The organism is Streptomyces sp. NPDC088254 (assembly GCF_044740925.1).
Classification (GTDB): Bacteria; Actinomycetota; Actinomycetes; order Streptomycetales; family Streptomycetaceae; genus Streptomyces.
In genome coordinates this window covers 1360365-1377186 of record NZ_JBIURQ010000001.1, presented here as the reverse complement: position 1 = coordinate 1377186, position 16822 = coordinate 1360365, and the positions used below count along the sequence as shown (strand labels likewise).

Sequence of the window (16822 nt, the reverse complement as noted above, 5' to 3'; positions counted from 1 at the left end):
TGTGGCTCGTTCTGAAACCATCCGTTGCGCGGACAGCACGCTGCCCGATCCGTTCCCACAGCTCGTCTCGTCGCCCGGCTGTCCCCGCTTGCGATCCCGGCCGGGCTCAGTTGGTGGTGAGGATCCCCCCGTCCACAGGGATGACTGCTCCGGTGATGTAGCTGCTGGCGGGGCTGGTGAGGAACACGGCGATACCTGCCATGTCTTCGGGACGGCCGATGCGCTTGAGGGGGATCTGGTCGGCGACGGCGCCGGTGCCGAGGCTGAGGATGCCCGCGGTCATCTTCGACTCGAACAGGCCGGGGGCTACGGCGTTGACGAGGATGTCGGGGGCGAGGGTGCCCGCGAGTTGCCGGGTGAGCATGTGTACGGCGGCCTTGCTGGCGCTGTAGGAGAAGTTGTTGAAGCCGGGGGCGGGGGCGCGCAGCCCGTCGACGCTACCGGTGTTGATGACACGGGCGGGGTCGTCGGGTGTCGACGCTGCCTTCAGCATCGGCAACAGGGCCTGGGTGAGGGCGAACACGCCTTTGACGTTGACGGAGAGCACCTTGTCCCAGGCCGAGTCGGGGAACTCCTCAAGGGGCGCCCCCCAGTTGGCGCCGGCGTTGTTGAACAGCGCGTGCACGCGGCTCTCACGTTCACTGAGGTAGCCGGCCAGGGTCTCCACACCCTGGGCGGTGGCGAGGTCGGCCGACACCGCGTGCACCTCGCCGAGGGGACTCAGCTCCTCGACGGCCGATTTCAGGTCGGCTTCCTTGCGGCTGGAGATGTAGACCTTGGAGCCGGCTTCGAGGAGTCCTCGGGTGATCATCTTGCCGATGCCGCGGCCGCCTCCGGTGACGACGGCAACCTTGCCTGCCAGGACAGGCATCTGGGTGCTCATGTGATGCTCCGATGAGTTGGTAGGGACTGGACGTGCGGGCGACGGTGTCTACTGGATGCGACGGCCGGACAGGGCGCGGCTGATGGCCAGGCGCTGGATCTCGCTGGTGCCCTCGTAGATGGTGAAGATCTTGGCGTCGCGGGCCCAGCGTTCGACGGGGTAGTCGCGGGTGTAGCCGTTGCCGCCGAGAATCTGCACGGCACGTTCGGTGGTGCGGACGGCGACCTCGCTGGCCTTGAGTTTGGCCATGCTGCCCTCGGCGCGTGTGAAGGGCTGGCCGCGCGTCATCATGTGGCTGGCACGCCAGACAAGGAGGCGGGCGGCGTCGATCTCCACGGCCATGTCGGCCAGAGAGAAGGCGATGGCCTGGTTGTCGACGATCGGCCGGCCGAACTGCTCGCGGACACCGGCGTATTCGAGGGCGTACTCGTAGGCGGCGCGGGCCACGCCGACGGCCATCGCGCCGATGCCGGGCCGGGTCGTCTCGAAGGTGGCCATGGCCGCGGGGACGCGGACGCGGGTGCCTTCGCGGGCTGCGGCCAGGCGCTGGTCGAGCGCGTCCTTGCCGCCGAGGACCAGGTCGGCGGGGATGCGCACGTCATCGAGGACGACCTCGGCGGTGTGGGAGGCGCGCAGGCCGTGCTTGGAGAACTTCTGGCCCTGGCTGAGACCGCGGGTGCCGGGCGGGATGAGGAACAGGGCGTGGCCGCGGGCGCCGAGCGCGGGGTCGGTGACGGCGTTGACGACGTGGATGTTTGCGATGCCGCCATTGGTGGCCCAGGTCTTGGTGCCGTTGAGCACCCATTCCTTGGTGGCTGCGTCGTAGCGGGCGTGGGTGCGGATAGCGGCGGCGTCGCTGCCGGCGTTCGGCTCGCTGGCGCACAGGGCGGCGACGGCCAGGTCGCCGGGGGTGCCGAAGAAGGCGGGCAGCCAGGTGTCGATCTGCTCCTTGGTGGCGGCGCCGAACAGGGCGGCGGCGGGCAGGAAGGTGCCCAACAGGGCCTGGCCCATGCCCCCGTCGCCCCAGAAGATCTCCTCAGCGACCACGGGCTGCAGGAGCCCGGTGGGGTCGGCGATCATCTGCAGCGCGAACTCGGGGGTGTACAGGCCGACCTTGGCGGCTTCCTCGATGACGGCCCAGGGCATCTCCTCCCGCTCGTCGTACTCGGCGGCGACGGGGCGTACGTACTTCTCGGCGAAGCCGTGGGCCCACTCACGGGCCTCGGCGATCTCGGGCGGCAGGTCGAACAGGGAAGGCGTCTTCGCGGTGGTCACGGCAAATCTCCTGATGGGGGCGGGCTGGTCAGCGGCCGGTGAAAACGGCATCGCGGCGCTCGACGAAGGACCGGATTCCCTCGGCGCCGTCGGCGGTCGCAAACAGCCGTGCGGTGTCCGGGCGCAGACACTCGATCGCGGCACTCTCGCCGTGCTCGTGGGCCAGGTGGGCGGAGGCGAAGACGGTGCGCACCCCCAGAGGCGCGGACTTCTCGGCGATGAGGGTGGCGATCTCGGTGGCGCGGGCGAGGGCGGCCGGCCCGTCCGCGGCGAGTTCCTGCACCAGTCCGATGCGGTGGGCTTCGGCGGCGTCGAACTCCTCGCCGGTGAGGATCCAGCGCATGGCGTTGCCCCACCCGGCCTGCTGGGGGAAGCGGAAGGTGGCCCCGCCGAAGGGGTAGATGCCGCGGCGGATCTCGTACTGAGCGAACCGTGTGTCCTGGGCGGCGACGCGGATGTCAGCGGCCAGGAGCAGCTCGATGCCGAGCGTCATCACCCAGCCCTGTGCGGCCGCGACGACGGGCTTGGACCACGGTCCGTCCAGGCGCCAGGGGTCGCGGCCGCCTTCGGAGGCCTCGAACTTTCCCGAAGCCAGCTCGGCGCCGACGTCGAGCATGTCCAGGCCGCCGGTGAAGTGGTCGCCGTGGGCGAACAGGACCCCGCACCACAGGTCGTCGTCGGACTCCAGCAGGCCGTAGGCGGCCGACAGCTCGCCGAGCATCTGCTTGGTGAAGGCGTTGCGCTTGGCGGGCCGGTTCAGGCCCATCAACAGCACATGCCCGTCCCGTTCAACGGTGACCGCCGGTGTGCTCGCAGACGTGGAGCTCATCACTCCTCCTCTTAAGTTGCATGATGAGACTCACGGACGCTATCCGGGCCGATCCACCGAGGGCAAGTGCATCTCATGACGAAACTGATAAGGTCGTCGCTATGAGACGGACCTCGTTCGACAGCTGGCCCTGCTCGATCGCCCGTACCGTGGACATCCTGGGCGACGGCTGGACGCTGCTGGTCCTGCGCGAGGTCTTCTACGGCGAGTCGCGTTTCGACGGCTTCATCGACTCCCTCGGCATCGCGCGCAACACCCTCACCGACCGGCTCCGGCGCCTGGAGAACGCAGGGCTCCTGCAGCGCCGCCCCTACCAGAGCGAGCCGGTCCGCCACGAGTACCTGCTGACGGACAAAGGCCGGGACTTCTTCGGCGTGCTCGCCGCCATCAACGCCTGGGGCGACCGGTGGCTGACCGAGGACGGCGGCATCCCCGTGGTCATGCACCACACCGCCTGCGACCACGACACCCAGGCCGAGGTCGTCTGCTCTTCCTGCGGTGAACCACTGCACCACCAAGACGTCGCGGTGCGGACCGGACCCGGCTACCCGGCCCGGCTCCTCGACAGCCCCGGCGTACAGGAGCGCTTCGCCATGGACAGGAACCCCGACGAGTCGCCCACACCAGAGCCACGCCCGTCGAAGCAAGGGCAGCCCCGCCCAGACCTGGAACCGGCCGCCGCTAGTGAACCGGAATGACTCCCGGAGGCGACCTTGCGAACTCGAAAGACGTCGAGGGGTGGCACCGCTCGTTGAGTCGGCGGTCCGTTTCGCCGCGTCTCCCTGCGAACGACGCGTAACACCCGGTCAAGTCACATCGTTGTCGGTGGTCACTCCGTCGCCGGCAAGTGACGAAGCGGTCGAACGCGGCGTCCCGATGCACCCTCGTGGTCACGGGACAGGCGCCGCGGACGGCCGGAAGGCGGCCAGGCTGACCAAACCCGGGGATAGATCGCCTTGGGGCTGCCGCCGTGCGCGTCGAGGACGGCGTGACCGTGGTCCGCGGCGTGCGCTCTTCGACCTGGGTGGAAGCGCCGGCCGATCACCGTCTTCACGCGGCTCAAGGTCCAGCGTTGGTCTTCCCAGCCATGCGCGGCCGGCCCTTTGGCCAGCTCCGCTTCCAGCTGGGCGAACTGCTTCTCGCTCAGCCTCGGCAGTGACGCCGGCCCCTGTGACCGCAGAGCCCGCGGTCCGTCTTCGTCCCACAGCTGCCGCCATCGCTGCACGGAGCGGACGCCGACTCGCAGGTCCTTGGCGATCACCGAGCTCGCCTCGCCCCGGGCGAACCTCTCGGCCGCCTTGGGCCGTAACTCCTCGCGGAACTGCTGCCGTTCGGCGGTCAGCCCCCCCTGCGGATGCCACATGCCCCGGTGATACCGCACAGGCGACGAGCCGTCAGCCCCTACGACTCCACGAGTTCAACCTCAGCAGGAGAGAAAAGCACGACCAGACAATTCCTGCTGTTGAGTCGAAGCGCGACAGTTATCACATAGTCGGGATATTGCCACTGCCCCCGGGACTGTGCACATCACGCCCGACTTGCAGCCGACGACCTCGTTGACAGTCAAATACGTGTCGCACACACAAGCGCGCCAAAGGGATCACTCCATAGGACGACGCGAGCCCGGCCCAGAACCAGCGGCTATCAGCAGAGATTGGCGTCGCCCCTTCAAGTGCGATCACTGTCAGTTGAGATGATCGGTTCATCCGTTTTTCCCGGCCGGTGCCGGGTGGGATCTTCACATGTCACTGCGGCTACGCGGGGCTTCCGCGGTTGACTCTGGGTATCCAATCCTTTACTCTCCGTAGAGCTTGCATGACTCGGAAAGTGAAGGCCGACAATGCGAATCTCCCGTACCCTCCGCACCGTCATCGCAGGAGTCCTTGCGGTTGGCGGCGCGTTCACCGCCCTCCCGTCCGCCGACGCCGCCACGCCTGGATCCCTGCACGGCACCAAATCCGCGACCACGGCCAGGGCGAATGTCACCGTCATCACGGAAGTGCAGAACGCAATGGGCTATCCGGTATGGCTTTATACCGGAGAGACCAACTCCTGGTTCGGCCCAATCGACGCCCACAGCACAAAAACCAGCGAAATTCGGGTTCCCTGGGTCGGCCCAGACGAGATCGGGAAGAGCATCAGGGTCTACAAGGACGGCATCACCTGTCCACCTGGTGAACCGTGCCGCCCACATAAATTTCATCTCTACTACATCTTTCAGGATTACTGGCAGCCAAACGACCAGGTCAAGTGGACCCCTATCGGCGTCTATGACACTGCCCCGCCCGTACCTGGCGACAGCACCGGCGGTGGCAACAAGCGCCTCATCATCGCTTCCGACAAGCCATCCATGTAGGCAATGCGATTACTCATGTTGAACTCGTCTTGTCGTAGGTGCTGACGGACCTTTGGCCCCTGCGACATGACCTCGGGGTGCGATCCGCGCAAGGGGGTGGGTTCACTGCCCAGGAGCAACAGCGTCGAGGGCGGGTACGGCTGGAGGCCGCCGAGCGGTTCGAACGGGGTGACGGCAACAGGGTGATCGCGGCTGACCTTCGGGGCACCGTGCGGTCGGTGGAGCGGTGGCACCACACCTGGTGCCAGGGAGGTTCGGCTGCCTTGGAGCCGAAGGGGCAGCAGTCACTGCCCCGGCTCAGCGAACGGCACATCTTTTTTGACGGTCCGCCGACGAAGTCGGCGGACCGTTTCGCTTTCGGTGGCTGCTGCCGTGCAGGCCGGCAGCCCGAGTGCCGCGTCGGGTGGGCGCCGGGTTCCACGGTTCCGGGTGTGGTTATGGCTCGTCGGGACGATCGGATCCGCTGGTCAACCGGGGGTTCGGCAGGCTGCGCGTCGCTGGATTGCGCGAGTGATCACATCTGTCCAGGGCCATCGGGCAGTGAAGCGGAGTGACAGAGCGACGTTCCATCCTCAGGGGCTCGACGTTCGAGGAGCAGATCGGCTACGCCCGCGCCGTGGTCGACGGTGACTGGGTTCATGTGTCCGGGACGACCGGATTCGACTACACCACCATGACGATCTCGGACAACGTGGTGGAGCAGGCCGAACAGTGCCTGCACAACATCGAGGCCGCCTTGACCGAAGCGGAGTGCACCTTCGCTGACGTGGTGCGGGTGCGCTATCTGCTGCCCGACCGGGCCGACTTCGAGCCTTGCTGGCCGGTGCTGCGTCGCGCCTTCGGAGAGGTCCGGCCGGCCGCCACCATGCTCATGTGCGGCCTCGCCGATCCCCGCATGAAGATCGAGATCGAGGTGTACGCCCGGCGGATCACCGCGTGACCACGTAGTCCGGTCTGGGTGAACGGGGGCACCGTGCCCGAGGTCGGGCGGGACGATCTGACACATGCCGAGCGGGCACGGCTCCAACCCCTGCTGCGCGGCGGCGGATTGCCGGGCGGACGGTGGAGCGACCATCGCACGGTGATCAACGGAATCCTCTTCCGCCTGCGAACGGGCACGCCCTGGCGTGACGTGCCTGCGCAGTACGGGCCGTGGAAGACCGTCTACGAGCGTCACCGCCGCTGGTCGGCGGACAGTGCTTGGGACAAGATCCTCCGCTCGCTCCTGGCGCACGCCGGCGCTGAAGACCGGATCGACTGGAGCATGGTCGGTATCGATTCCAACTCATGCCCGGCCCATCAGCACGCGGCTGGCGCGCGCACGACACCCCCGCACATCCCGGGACGCCGGGCTCTGCCCTCTCGGTATCGGCCAGATGAAGGGATGGGACGTTCAAGGGGCGGTCTGACGAGCAAGATTCATCTGGTCGACGAGGGCGGCCTCCGGCCTTTGGCGTTTCTGATCACCCCGGGCCAGTGGGGCGACGCCCCGCAGCTGATCCCGGTGCTGGAACGTCTGCACGTCCCCCGGCTCACTACCGGCCGTCCTCGTACCCGCCCGGGCATCTCAGCGGAGATAAGGCGTACAGCTCCCGACGCAACCGCCGCCGCCCACCCCGTAGGCGCCGGCCTTCGAGCGGGGTGGGCCGCCGCCCTCGAGGAATCGCGGCGCACGTTCTCCCTCGCCGGGATCTACGAGGTCGTCCAGGGCTGGCAGGGCCGCCTCGCCTCCGCCCCGGCCGTCGACACGTTCGTCGCCTCCGGCTATGACGACAGCGAGTTCATCGACATGGCGGCTCCGCGGGCGGCGCCGGTGACCGAACAGCCGTACGCGGTCCGCTTCTCCGCCCCGGCCGCGAAGGTCCTTGCCACCCTGCCCGAGCACGTCGAAGACATGGTGTGGGACGCCCTGGACGCCGCCGCCGGCGAGCCGCGGAACTTCCGGACGCTCTCGCTCGCTCGTCGGCGTCAACCTGGTGATTGCGAATAACCCGCAAGTGGGAGCTCCGTTCAGGTCACCCCTGGATCAACCGCCGACCGCGCCGTCCCAGCTCGAAGGGCGCGACCCATCAGATAAACGCGACTTTACGGACAAGGGAAGGATCACGCCGCAAGCACGCTTGCATGCTGAATCGTTCCGTCGCGGGAGGGTCTGCACGCAACATCACAGACGACAAGGAGCCCGTGAAATGGCCGACTGGAAGCAGATCAGCGGTGCGCTCGTCCGGATCTCTGCCGGGTCCAGGACCAACGTGTGGGGCGTCAACGCGGCCGGGAACATCTACCGCTACACCAACAACGACGCCAATCCCTGGGTGCAGATCCCGGGGGCGCTGACGGACATCGGTGCAGCCGCGGACGGCACCGTCTGGGGTGTCAACTCCGCCGGCAACATCTACCGCTACACCGGCGACCAGGAAAGCGACCACTGGAAACAGATCAGCGGTGCGCTCGTCCGGATCTCTGCCGGGTCTAGGACCAACGTGTGGGGCGTCAACGCGGCCGGCAACATCTACCGCTACACCAACAACGACGCCAATCCCTGGGTGCAGATCCCGGGGGCGCTGACGGACATCGGTGCAGCCGCGGACGGCACCGTCTGGGGTGTCAACTCCGCCGGCAACATCTACCGCTACACCGGCGACCAGGAAAGCGACCACTGGAAGCAGATCGACGGCGGGCTCAAGGCAATCTCAGCAGGCTCCCGCACCTCGGTCTGGGGGGCGAACTCCGGCGGGAACATCTACCGCTACACCAACAACGACGCCAGCCCCTGGGTGCAGATCCCCGGCGCGCTCACCGACGTCGGAGCAGGAGTGGACGGCACCGTCTGGGGCGTGAACTCGGCCGGCAACATCTACCGCTACACCGGTGATCTGCCGGGCTGACCCCCAACCACTCGGCATCCTGCCGCCGGAAGTCGGGCCGGTCACGTCCCCCAAGGGCGTGACCGGCCCGGCACAAACAGCAACCGGTGACCGACCTCCCGGTCAGACGGTCTCCGCCGGAGACTGCAGCCCACGGCCAGCCTTTGAGTGCTACAGAGGCCCATCACGCCAGCCCCCTGACCCAACGAGAGGGCATCCCGGGCTCATTGGTCGCACCGGTCGAACACGGCTTCGCCCACCTCGAGAACTGGCGGACCCTCACCAAACTCCGCACCGACCCTGCCCGCGCCACCCACCTCCTGCGCGCTCTGCTCGTCCTGACGAACCTCGAAGTCAACCGCTGACAAACGATCTACGCCGCAGACTGCCGCCCACGACCAGGGTAAGCATCCCGAGAACTGGTCACACCAGCCCTTTGACCTGCGACTTCGGGTTGACGGAGGCTCACTGGTGCACGTGCGCGCGCTGTCCGTCACGGTCGAAGATCATGATCAACTCGGCCGGACCGTCCAGGGCCGTGATCGCGTGCGGGACCATCGTCGCGAACTCCGCCGCCTCCCCCGCGTCGACGTCGATCTGCCGCTCACCCAGCCACAGCCGCACGCGCCCCTCGAGCACGAGGAACCAGTCGTGGCCCGGGTGGACCCGTTGGCTGGGCGACGCGTCGGACGGCTCGAGGCGCATCTTCATCGCGACCGTGCGGCCGTCCGGGCGGCTCAGCGGCCACGTCGTCCGCGTGCCGCTGCTGTGTGCGACCGGACGGATGACGACGTCGTCGTCGGTGGGCACTTCGAGGAGTAGGTCGAGACTCATCTGGAGGGCGTTGGCCAGCGGCACGAGCACGTCGAGGCTGAGCGTGCGCTTGCCCGTCTCGACGCGGCTGATGGTCGACGGGCTGAGGTTGGTGCGCTGGGCCAGCTCATCCAGGGAGTAACCCAGGGTGGTGCGCATGCTGCGCAGGCGCGACCGTGCCAGGGCTTCGACGTCAGCGACTTCATTCATGCGCCCATCTTGGCCGCGCCTTGCTGATTCTGCAAGCATCCTTGCGGATGGCGCCGGGCGCTGTACCGTCGGATTCATGAGCGATCACCACACACACAGCCGACGCTGTGCCCCGTCCGAGCCCACCGAGCCTGTCAGCCACGCCCAGTACCCCACACTGGAGCGTCACTGCGACGTCGCCGTGATCGGCGGCTCGGCCGCCGGTCTCGCCGCAGCCCTGCAGATCTCCCGCCAGCGACGCGGCGTCGTCGTGGTCGACGACGGCGCCCCGCGCAACGCCCCGGCCGCGCACATGCACGGCTACCTGGGGTACGAGGGAGCCGCGCCAGGCGAGCTGATGGAGGTCGGTCGCGAGGAGGTACGCACGTATGGTGGGGAGGTTCTCTCCGGCCGAGTTGTGGGGGTGCACCGTCGCGACGACGGCAGGTTCCGGCTCGACCTCACCGGTGGGCACATGCTGGTGGCCCGCCGCGTTCTCGCCGCGACCGGCCTGGCCGACGAGCTCCCCGAGATCGACGGCGTCGCCGAGGGGTGGGGCCGCGGCGTGATCCACTGCCCGTTCTGCCACGGCTTCGAGGTGCGCGACCAGCGCCTGGTGCAGATCGTCACGAACCCCCTGGGGCTCCACCCAACCCCGCTGTTTCGGCATCTGACCGGCCAGCTGACCGTCGTGCTGCACGACCCGACCGGGCTCGATGAGGGAGCCGTCGAGGCCCTTGCTGCCTCCGGCGTCGCCGTCGAGCGCAGCGAGGTAGGCCGGGTCCTCACCGGGCCGGGCGGCGAGGTGTCCGGGGTCGAGCTCGTCGACGGTCGCGTGCTTGAGGCCGACGCCGTCGTGGTCGGCTCGCGGTTCCGAGCACGCGCCGACGTGCTGGCCGGAGTAGGGCTCACCACCACCCCTCACCCGTCCGGCGCCGGGGACGTCCTCGCGGTCGATGCGCGCGGCGAGACCGCCGTACCAGGGATCTACGCGGCCGGCAACGTCACCGACCCGAGCCTGCAGGTACTGCCGGCGGCCGCCCAGGGCAGCCAGGTCGGCGCCATGATCGCCTTCAGCCTCGCCGACGAGGATCTACGCGCCGCTGTCCGGCACTCGGGCGAGGAGGCCGACTGGGACCACCGCTACGGGGGCCCCGATCGAGCGTGGAGCGGCAACCCCAACGGCACGCTCGTCCACGAGGTTGCCCCCCTGGCCACGGGCCGTGCGCTCGACGTCGGCACCGGCGAGGGCGCCGACGCCCTCTGGCTGGCCGAGCACGGCTGGAAGGTGACCGCCACCGACATCTCTGGCAACGCGCTCGCCCGGGTGCGCGCCGAGGCTGAACGCCGCGGGCTCGCCATCGACCTCGTACGCGGCGACGCGAACGATCCAGCACCCTTCGGCACCGAGACCTTCGACCTGGTCTCCCTGCAATACGGCTCGTTCAAGCGCACGCCCGACCACCGCGGCCTGCGCAGCCTGCTCGCCGCCGTCGCCCCCGGCGGCACGCTCCTGGTCGTGCACCACGACCTCACCCCCCTGCGCGACCCGGTGGATGTGGCGACCCAGACCCGGATGTACGACCCGGAGGCGTTCGTCGGGGTCGACGAGATCGCCGCCGCACTCACCGCCGACCCCGGCACCTGGCATGTCGAGACCCACGAAACCCGGCAACGACCCCCCGGCGCGGCCAGCACCCACCACGTCAGCGACGTCGTACTGCGCGCAACTCGACGAGCGGTGTGATCGCGTTGCCGGATCTTCAACGCGCACCAGTGCCTGAGTGAATCCGCGTCCCAGGAAACATGCCGCCGGGGCCTGCCGGTTACGGCCCCGACCGTCCGCACCGGCACCGTGATCTGCAGCTTCACGATGCTCACCGCTCGTTGCGGGTCGGATGGGCCCTTCCGTCGCAGCCGCCCGGTCGGCCTGCTGCTCTACGCGTTGATGATGAGATGTGGAGTCCGTGGCCACGGTCGTGGCCAAGGACTCCACATCTTCTCCGCGTCGAGGTACTCGCCGGCGAAGGTACCGAGGCGGTCGCGTTCAGCGCCGATCCTTCCAGGCCCCCTGAGGTGCCCGCTCTCGTCGAGGCGATCCATGGCCGCTTCGGCCGGATCGACGTGGTCGCCTACGGGCCGGTCAGCGGCGATCAAGGCTTCACACCGGCCGCCAAGCTGGACGCGGCCACTCTGGAGGGTCTGACCCCGCTGCTGCTGTTCACCCCGGTCGAGGTGGTCCAGGCTGTGCTGCCGGAGTGGAGTGAGCGGTGGTCATCCGCCGCATGAAACCGCTCGGCTTCACCCTGGATGAGATGCGCGACCTCCTGGATGCCATCGACCGCCTCGACTCCACGAGCCGGCCGACATCGACGAGCGGGAAGCACTCCTGGAGCGGATAGAGACCTGCGAACAGGCCGCCGCCGAGAAGATCGAGGACCTGCGCGTCCAACTGGCCCGCGCTGAAGACTTCGCCGCCACCCTCCGCGCCCGGCTCGGGGCCGCCCGCCGTCAGCAGGGCGCCTCGGCCTGAAGAACAGTCTGGGCGGGCCGCCGCTCAAAGGGTTTGGCCGCGGTGCGCAGCGCCGTGGCGGCGGCTATCAGGCACAACGTCATTGCCCAGGCCGGTGCGGTGTGGATCGCGCCCACGGTGGCCCCGGCGCAGACCAGCAGCCATTCCCCCGCGGGGCAGGCGACGGTGCGGCAGTGGCCGGGTCATGCGCTGCTGCCTTCGGTGCGCTGGTAGATGTCGGGGATACCGTCGCCGTCCTGGTCGAGGTTTTCCTCCTCGCACAGGCGCCGGTAGACGGCATTTCTGCGCCGCAGGAGCAGGGCGGCGAGCACTGCGGCGGTGAAGGAGGCGATCAGGACGGCGGTTTTGACGTGCTCACCGACCGCCGAGCCGGGGAAGGCGAGTTCGCCGATGAGCAGGGCTACGGTGAATCCGATGCCGGCCAGCGTTGCGAGGCCGAATACGTCGGCCCAGGCCAGGTCCGGGTTGAGCTGGGCGCGGGTGAAGCGGGCGGCGAGGTAGGTGCCGGCGAAGATGCCGAGGATCTTGCCCGCGACCAGGCCGAGGATCACGCCGAGGGGTTCGGGGGTGGTGAACACCTTGCCCAGCGCGTCGCCGGAGATGCTGACCCCGGCAGCGAACAGGGCGAACAGCGGCACGCAGATCCCGGCGGAGAGCGGGTGCAGCAGATGCCCGGTGCGTGCGCCGGGTGATTCCTGTTCGCCCTCGTCGCGGGTGGCGCGCAGGATCAGGCCCATGGCGACACCGGCGACGGTGGCGTGGATGCCACCGCTGTACATCAGCGCCCACACCGTCACACCCAGCGGCACGTACCACCACCAGCCCCGCACCCGCAGCCGCTGCAGGACGTAGAAGAGGGCCAGCCCGGCGAGCGCCCCGGCCAGCGCCCAAAAGTTGAGGTCAGAGGTGAAGAAGACGGCAATGACCAGAATCGCACCGAGGTCGTCGACAACCGCAAGGGTCAGCAGGAAGGCCCGCAGGGCGGTCGGCAGGTGGGTGGAGATGACCGCAAGGACCGCCAGGGCGAAGGCGATGTCGGTGGCCATCGGCACCGCCCAGCCCTCCATGCTGCCCCCGCCGACCGCAACGGTTGCGGCATAGAGGGCGGCCGGCACCGCCATGCCGCACACAGCAGCGATGACCGGCAGCGCGGCCGTGGCCGGGGTGCGCAGGGAGCCGACCACCAGTTCGCGCTTCAGCTCGATCCCGGCGACCAGGAAGAAGACACTCAGCAGGCCATCGGAGGTCCAGTGGCCGACCGACAGGTCCAAACCCAGCGCGGGTATCCCGAAGTGGAAGTCGCGGATGGCGGTGTACGCGCCGCTGAACGGAGTGTTCGCCCACACCAGCGCCACCACCGCCGCGGCCAGCAGGACCAGGCCGCCCACAGTCTCAGTGCGCAAGGCCTGGGCCACGGCCTGCCGTTCAGGCCAGGACAGAAGACCAAGGAACGGCGAGCGGGGGGCAGCTGCCACGACGGCGAACCTCCGGGGTGTCGGCAAAAGGGCACACGGCCCTACGGACGCCGACCAGACTTCCCGGCACACCCCGCGCCTCATTGACGCGTTCTTCACACCCTAACCGGAGCGGGTCGGTCGGCCCACCCCCTCCTCGTCTGCCGCAACCGGGCAGGAAGCGAGCCCGGGGCGCAATCGGGCGAGGCAACGGTGCGGAACGGGGTACACACGTGGCCTGGGATTGATCGCGTCGGGCAGGAGGTCGCAGTGACGCTTTCGGACGTGGTCTACGTCTGTCTGGGCCTGGGAGCCCTGGGCGCGGCCGTGCTGCCCCGGGTGGTGTCCAAGCGGCCGCTGTCCCTGCCCATGGTCTTCCTCGCCGCAGGGGTTCTCATCGAGCTGCTGCCGGTGGGTGTGCCGGCCGTGGATCCCGTTCGCGATCGTCTGTGGGTCGAACACACCACCGAGGTGTGTGTGATCGTGTCGCTGATGGGCGCCGGGCTCGCCATCGACCGGCCCTTCGGATGGCGCCGGTGGTCCACGACGTGGCGGTTGCTGGGCATCACGATGCCGCTGACCGTGGCGATCGTCGCCCTGCTGGCCTGGTGGCTTCTCGACTGGCCACCCGCCGCCGCCCTGCTGCTGGGCGCCGTGCTCGCGCCCACGGATCCCGTGCTGGCCGGTGAGGTGCGCGTGGGCGAGCCGCTCGGCAGCGAGCGGGACGAGGACGAGGTGCGGTTCGCCCTGACCAGCGAGGCAGGGCTGAACGACGGGCTCGCCTTTCCGTTCGTCTACGCGGCCCTCGCCCTCGCCGCGGCAGCAGGGACGGGGTGGTCGGCGGACTGGATCGGTTCGTGGGCGCTGACCGACCTGCTGGGCAAGTGCGCTGTGGGGCTGGCCGTAGGGGGTGGCGTCGGCCGGCTGCTGGGGTGGCTGTTCTTCCGGGTCCGTACGTCGGCGCTGCGGCTGTCCGAGTACATGGAGGGCTTCGTGGCGCTGGGAGCCACCTTCGTGTCCTACGGCATCGCCGAGGTGCTCCACGGCTACGGCTTCCTGTCCGTCTTCGTGACGGCCTGCGTCATCCGTGCCGCCGAACGCAGCCACGGCTATCACAAGGTGCTGCACGAGTTCACCGAGCAGATCGAACGGCTGCTCACGGCCGTGCTGCTCTTCCTGCTCGGCGGATACCTGGTGGACGGCGCCTTGTCCGCCCTGACGTGGGCTGGCGCGGTCGTCGGTGTTTTGGTGCTGCTGGTCGTACGGCCGCTCACGGGGTGGCTGGCACAGGCACGCACCGCTATGGGGAAGAAGGAGCGTGCCGTGGTCGCCCTGTTCGGGATCCGGGGCATCGGCTCGCTGTTCTACCTGTCCTACGCGCTGGGGCAGGACTCCTTCGGCGGCTCGGAGCGGGAGTTGTGGGCCGTCGTGGCCCTCACCGTGGTGATCTCGGTGGTGCTGCACGGCGTCATGGCCACCCCGGCCATCGGCTACCTGGACCGGCGACGCGACAGGGCGGAGCTCGGCGGCCGGTCGTAGGCGGCTGTTCGCAGGCCGTCGGTCGTAGCGGCAGACGTACGGGCCCGTACCCACCAAGGCGCGAGGTGAGCACGGGCCCGTACCGGAGCCGGGCCGCCGGGGGGCGGTCAGACGGTGGTCTTCACCGACTCCTGGTCTTCGTCGCCGTCGCTGATCTCGCCGGCCTTGCGGGCGCGGACGAACTCCAGGAAGGAGTTCAGCGAGCAGCACCGCGACGGTGAGCACGGCCGGAAACCAGGGCTGCGCCGTCTCGAAGGCGTCGGAGGTGATGGTGACGCCGCCGATGCTCTCGCCGGCGCGGGCCTCGCCCCAGCTGGCCGGGTTGGCGATGACGATGGTCAGCGCGGTCATGGTGCAGATGACGACCCTGTCGATGAAGGGCTCCAGCAGGGCGACCAGACCCTCGCTCGCGGGGTGGTGGGTCTTGACCGCGGAGTGGGCGATCGGGGCGGAGCCCAGACCGGCCTCGTTGGAGAACGCGGCGCGCTGGAAGCCGATGATCAGGGCACCGATCACACCGCCCGCGACGCCCTCGACCTCGGCCTCGAAGGCGCCCTGGAGGATGGTCTGGAAGGCGTCCGGATCGTGGTAAACGGGCGGGCCGTAGGGGGTGTTCGCCGAGTAGGTCGTGGCGATGATGTCGAGATGGTGAGATGGCTGGTTCCAGGGACTCGGGTCCCACTTGAGCCGTACTCGGCCTTGCTCACACTCTGAGTGTCGTCGCTGTTCACCGGATTGCTGCCTCTCCCGAGCCACGTCACCGCGGGATGGCCCCGCATGGTCAAGTACGGCTGTCGGCCGACGTGTTGAACCCGGTCTCCAGGGCGAAGACGCGCCAGGCGCCCGCCCGGAACGACTTGGCGATGGTGTGCCTTTCGAATTGCGGGTGGCCGGCGCCGCCGATGGCGGCGAAGGACGCGACGTTCCACAGGGGTGGCGCCCAGGATCCGGCGGCCCGCCAAGGCTCCGGCGAAGTGGCCCGCACCTGACCTCGTCCGCGGTGCGCGTCAGAGCTCCTGGGCGGGCCAGTCCAGCAGCCGTGCACCGATCACCGCGGTCTGCAGCATGTACCGGTGGGCCGGCTCGGCCGGGTTGGCGCCCGTGAGCTTGTGGATGCGGTCCAGTCGGTAGGTCAGGGCCCGCACGCTGAGGGTGAGGCGGCGGGCTGCCTCGGCGGCCACGCAGCCGGAGTCGAAGTAGGCGGTGAGGGTGTCCAGGAGGGGCTGGGCACCGCCGCGAGCCGTGGTGAGCGGGCCGAGGGTGTTGATGACGAGTTCGGCCATGGCCTGCCGGTCGCGGGTGAGGACGGGATAGACGAGCAGGTCGGCTGCCCGCAGAACCGGGTCTTCCAGTTCGAGGCGCTCGGCGAGTTCCAGGGCGTTGAGTGCCTCCTCGTAGGAGTGGACGACCCCGCCGGGGCCAGGCTGGGGGCGGCCGATGGCGACCCGGCCGCCATCGGTGGCGGCATGGGCCTGCTTCGCGAAGTGGGTGAGGACCTCGTCCTGGGGGCCGGGGGCGATGCACAGCAGCCGGCCGTCCTTGGTGGTGAGCAGGATGCTGCGGTCTCCGAAGCGTGCGATGAGGGCGCGTTCCACCTGGCGGGGGACGGGATCGCCCTCCTCGTAGGCGGTGGGGCCCTCGGCGACGGCGACGGCGTGGGCGTGTGAGAGGCGCAGGCCGAACCGTTCGGCGCGTTCGGCGAGGCGTCCGAGGTCGCTGCGGCCGTAGAGAAGGTCGTCGATGAACTCGCGGCGTGCCGCCTCTTCCTGGCGTACGGCCTGGCGCTGGGCCCGCTCGAAGCCCTCGGCGAAGGCGTCCGTCGCCTGCTGCATGGCGGCCAGGAGGCCGTCGGCTGCCGCATGGCCGGCCGGCCATGCGGCGCGTGCGGCGGTCAGATGGGCGCTGACCAGGGCTCGTAGCCCGTGACCGGCGTCAGCCGCCTGCTCTCCGAGTGCCCGTCGGAAGGCGAGTTCTTCCCGGGTGAGGCGCCGACCTGTGGCCGCGACCTCTCCGAGTATCTGGGCGTAGCCCTCCAGATACTGCTCCGGAATCTGCAACTCCACCATGCTTCCCCCGAGTTCTTG

Annotated in this window: 18 protein-coding genes and 3 pseudogenes; 12 read left to right on the top strand and 9 right to left on the bottom strand. The window is 69.1% G+C overall.

The genetic code is table 11. The features are described 5' to 3' along the window. Nucleotides 1-106 precede the first annotated feature (106 nt). From ACIOC0_RS05990 to ACIOC0_RS05980, 3 genes are read right to left on the bottom strand one after another with little or no spacing between them, the layout of a single operon-like run. Complete coding sequence (locus ACIOC0_RS05990) at nucleotides 107-883, bottom strand: SDR family oxidoreductase (RefSeq protein ID WP_402152845.1); 777 nt, start codon at nucleotides 881-883, stop codon at nucleotides 107-109. Nucleotides 884-931: 48 nt separating this feature from the next. Then, nucleotides 932-2158 (bottom strand): acyl-CoA dehydrogenase family protein, encoded by a 1227-nt coding sequence (locus ACIOC0_RS05985; RefSeq protein ID WP_402152843.1) that lies wholly within the window; start codon nucleotides 2156-2158, stop codon nucleotides 932-934. Nucleotides 2159-2186: 28 nt separating this feature from the next. After that, complete coding sequence (locus ACIOC0_RS05980; protein WP_402152841.1) at nucleotides 2187-2987, bottom strand: crotonase/enoyl-CoA hydratase family protein; 801 nt, start codon at nucleotides 2985-2987, stop codon at nucleotides 2187-2189. 101 nt (nucleotides 2988-3088) lie between these two features. Between ACIOC0_RS05980 and ACIOC0_RS05975 the strand changes: the two genes are divergently transcribed. Continuing rightward, complete coding sequence (locus ACIOC0_RS05975; protein ID WP_402152839.1) at nucleotides 3089-3685, top strand: winged helix-turn-helix transcriptional regulator; 597 nt, start codon at nucleotides 3089-3091, stop codon at nucleotides 3683-3685. Between the two features lie 131 nt (nucleotides 3686-3816). Here the strand turns inward: ACIOC0_RS05975 and ACIOC0_RS05970 are convergent, their stop codons facing one another. After that, nucleotides 3817-4350, bottom strand: coding sequence for a helix-turn-helix domain-containing protein (locus ACIOC0_RS05970; RefSeq protein WP_402152837.1), 534 nt, complete (start codon nucleotides 4348-4350; stop codon nucleotides 3817-3819). 477 nt (nucleotides 4351-4827) lie between these two features. Between ACIOC0_RS05970 and ACIOC0_RS05965 the strand changes: the two genes are divergently transcribed. The 7 genes and pseudogenes from ACIOC0_RS05965 to ACIOC0_RS05935 all read left to right on the top strand — a co-directional run bounded on the left by ACIOC0_RS05965 (nucleotide 4828) and on the right by ACIOC0_RS05935 (nucleotide 8575). Next, on the top strand, nucleotides 4828-5343 hold the full coding sequence (locus ACIOC0_RS05965) for a hypothetical protein (protein WP_402152836.1): 516 nt from the start codon (nucleotides 4828-4830) through the stop codon (nucleotides 5341-5343). Nucleotides 5344-5381: 38 nt separating this feature from the next. Further along, on the top strand, nucleotides 5382-5897 hold the full coding sequence (locus ACIOC0_RS05960) for a helix-turn-helix domain-containing protein (RefSeq protein ID WP_402152834.1): 516 nt from the start codon (nucleotides 5382-5384) through the stop codon (nucleotides 5895-5897). Then, entirely contained in the window at nucleotides 5894-6283 is a 390-nt protein-coding gene (locus tag ACIOC0_RS05955; RefSeq protein WP_402152832.1) for a RidA family protein, read from the top strand. The genes ACIOC0_RS05960 and ACIOC0_RS05955 overlap by 4 nt, the downstream gene beginning before the upstream one ends. Nucleotides 6284-6316: 33 nt before the next feature. Further along, nucleotides 6317-6969, top strand: a pseudogene (locus ACIOC0_RS05950) (IS5 family transposase); the annotation flags it as partial. A gap of 163 nt (nucleotides 6970-7132) precedes the next feature. Continuing rightward, a complete protein-coding gene (locus tag ACIOC0_RS05945; RefSeq protein ID WP_402152830.1) occupies nucleotides 7133-7333 on the top strand; it encodes a hypothetical protein in 201 nt (66 codons plus the stop codon). 199 nt (nucleotides 7334-7532) lie between these two features. Next, the gene (locus ACIOC0_RS05940; protein WP_402152828.1) at nucleotides 7533-8231 is read left to right on the top strand and encodes a tectonin domain-containing protein; all 699 of its coding nucleotides are present in this window, start codon (nucleotides 7533-7535) and stop codon (nucleotides 8229-8231) included. 206 nt (nucleotides 8232-8437) lie between these two features. Next, nucleotides 8438-8575, top strand: a complete 138-nt coding sequence (locus ACIOC0_RS05935) for a hypothetical protein (RefSeq protein ID WP_402152826.1) — start codon at nucleotides 8438-8440, stop codon at nucleotides 8573-8575. A 100-nt stretch (nucleotides 8576-8675) separates the two neighbouring features. Here ACIOC0_RS05935 and ACIOC0_RS05930 read toward each other — a convergent pair whose 3' ends face one another. Next, a complete protein-coding gene (locus tag ACIOC0_RS05930) occupies nucleotides 8676-9233 on the bottom strand; it encodes a helix-turn-helix domain-containing protein (protein ID WP_402152824.1) in 558 nt (185 codons plus the stop codon). Between the two features lie 76 nt (nucleotides 9234-9309). Between ACIOC0_RS05930 and ACIOC0_RS05925 the strand changes: the two genes are divergently transcribed. From ACIOC0_RS05925 to ACIOC0_RS05915, 3 genes and pseudogenes are all read left to right on the top strand, one after another. Next, nucleotides 9310-10959 (top strand): FAD-dependent oxidoreductase, encoded by a 1650-nt coding sequence (locus ACIOC0_RS05925; protein ID WP_402152822.1) that lies wholly within the window; start codon nucleotides 9310-9312, stop codon nucleotides 10957-10959. Nucleotides 10960-11288: 329 nt separating this feature from the next. Beyond that, nucleotides 11289-11501, top strand: coding sequence for a hypothetical protein (locus tag ACIOC0_RS05920; protein ID WP_402152820.1), 213 nt, complete (start codon nucleotides 11289-11291; stop codon nucleotides 11499-11501). Further along, nucleotides 11483-11745, top strand: a pseudogene (locus tag ACIOC0_RS05915) (MerR family DNA-binding protein); the annotation flags it as partial. The gene ACIOC0_RS05920 and the pseudogene ACIOC0_RS05915, both read left to right, overlap by 19 nt. A 182-nt stretch (nucleotides 11746-11927) precedes the next feature. Here the strand turns inward: ACIOC0_RS05915 and nhaA are convergent. After that, nucleotides 11928-13304: a Na+/H+ antiporter NhaA gene (nhaA, locus tag ACIOC0_RS05910; protein WP_402152818.1), complete on the bottom strand. Its 1377-nt coding sequence runs from the start codon at nucleotides 13302-13304 to the stop codon at nucleotides 11928-11930. A gap of 165 nt (nucleotides 13305-13469) precedes the next feature. Here nhaA and ACIOC0_RS05905 point away from each other — a divergent pair, with 165 nt between their 5' ends. Next, nucleotides 13470-14738, top strand: a complete 1269-nt coding sequence (locus tag ACIOC0_RS05905; protein WP_402152816.1) for a cation:proton antiporter — start codon at nucleotides 13470-13472, stop codon at nucleotides 14736-14738. 201 nt (nucleotides 14739-14939) lie between these two features. Here the strand turns inward: ACIOC0_RS05905 and ACIOC0_RS05900 are convergent. The 3 genes and pseudogenes from ACIOC0_RS05900 to ACIOC0_RS05890 form a co-directional block, all read right to left on the bottom strand. Beyond that, nucleotides 14940-15320, bottom strand: a pseudogene (locus tag ACIOC0_RS05900) (alanine:cation symporter family protein); the annotation flags it as partial. A 199-nt stretch (nucleotides 15321-15519) separates the two neighbouring features. After that, on the bottom strand, nucleotides 15520-15723 hold the full coding sequence (locus ACIOC0_RS05895) for a hypothetical protein (RefSeq protein ID WP_402152815.1): 204 nt from the start codon (nucleotides 15721-15723) through the stop codon (nucleotides 15520-15522). A 22-nt stretch (nucleotides 15724-15745) separates the two neighbouring features. Continuing rightward, complete coding sequence (locus ACIOC0_RS05890; protein ID WP_402152813.1) at nucleotides 15746-16804, bottom strand: PucR family transcriptional regulator; 1059 nt, start codon at nucleotides 16802-16804, stop codon at nucleotides 15746-15748. Nucleotides 16805-16822 lie beyond the last annotated feature (18 nt).

Bases quoted from the DNA above. Each gene is read 5' to 3' on its own strand.
- ACIOC0_RS05970 (WP_402152837.1), bottom strand. From the start codon at position 4,350: ATGTGGCATCCGCAGGGGGGGCTGACCGCCGAACGGCAGCAGTTCCGC.
- ACIOC0_RS05965 (WP_402152836.1), top strand. From the start codon at position 4,828: ATGCGAATCTCCCGTACCCTCCGCACCGTCATCGCAGGAGTCCTTGCG.
- ACIOC0_RS05990 (WP_402152845.1), bottom strand. From the start codon at position 883: ATGAGCACCCAGATGCCTGTCCTGGCAGGCAAGGTTGCCGTCGTCACC.
- ACIOC0_RS05940 (WP_402152828.1), top strand. From the start codon at position 7,533: ATGGCCGACTGGAAGCAGATCAGCGGTGCGCTCGTCCGGATCTCTGCC.
- nhaA (WP_402152818.1), bottom strand. From the start codon at position 13,304: ATGAGGCGCGGGGTGTGCCGGGAAGTCTGGTCGGCGTCCGTAGGGCCG.
- ACIOC0_RS05975 (WP_402152839.1), top strand. From the start codon at position 3,089: ATGAGACGGACCTCGTTCGACAGCTGGCCCTGCTCGATCGCCCGTACC.
- ACIOC0_RS05980 (WP_402152841.1), bottom strand. From the start codon at position 2,987: ATGAGCTCCACGTCTGCGAGCACACCGGCGGTCACCGTTGAACGGGAC.
- ACIOC0_RS05925 (WP_402152822.1), top strand. From the start codon at position 9,310: ATGAGCGATCACCACACACACAGCCGACGCTGTGCCCCGTCCGAGCCC.
- ACIOC0_RS05930 (WP_402152824.1), bottom strand. From the start codon at position 9,233: ATGAATGAAGTCGCTGACGTCGAAGCCCTGGCACGGTCGCGCCTGCGC.
- ACIOC0_RS05890 (WP_402152813.1), bottom strand. From the start codon at position 16,804: ATGGTGGAGTTGCAGATTCCGGAGCAGTATCTGGAGGGCTACGCCCAG.
- ACIOC0_RS05945 (WP_402152830.1), top strand. From the start codon at position 7,133: ATGGCGGCTCCGCGGGCGGCGCCGGTGACCGAACAGCCGTACGCGGTC.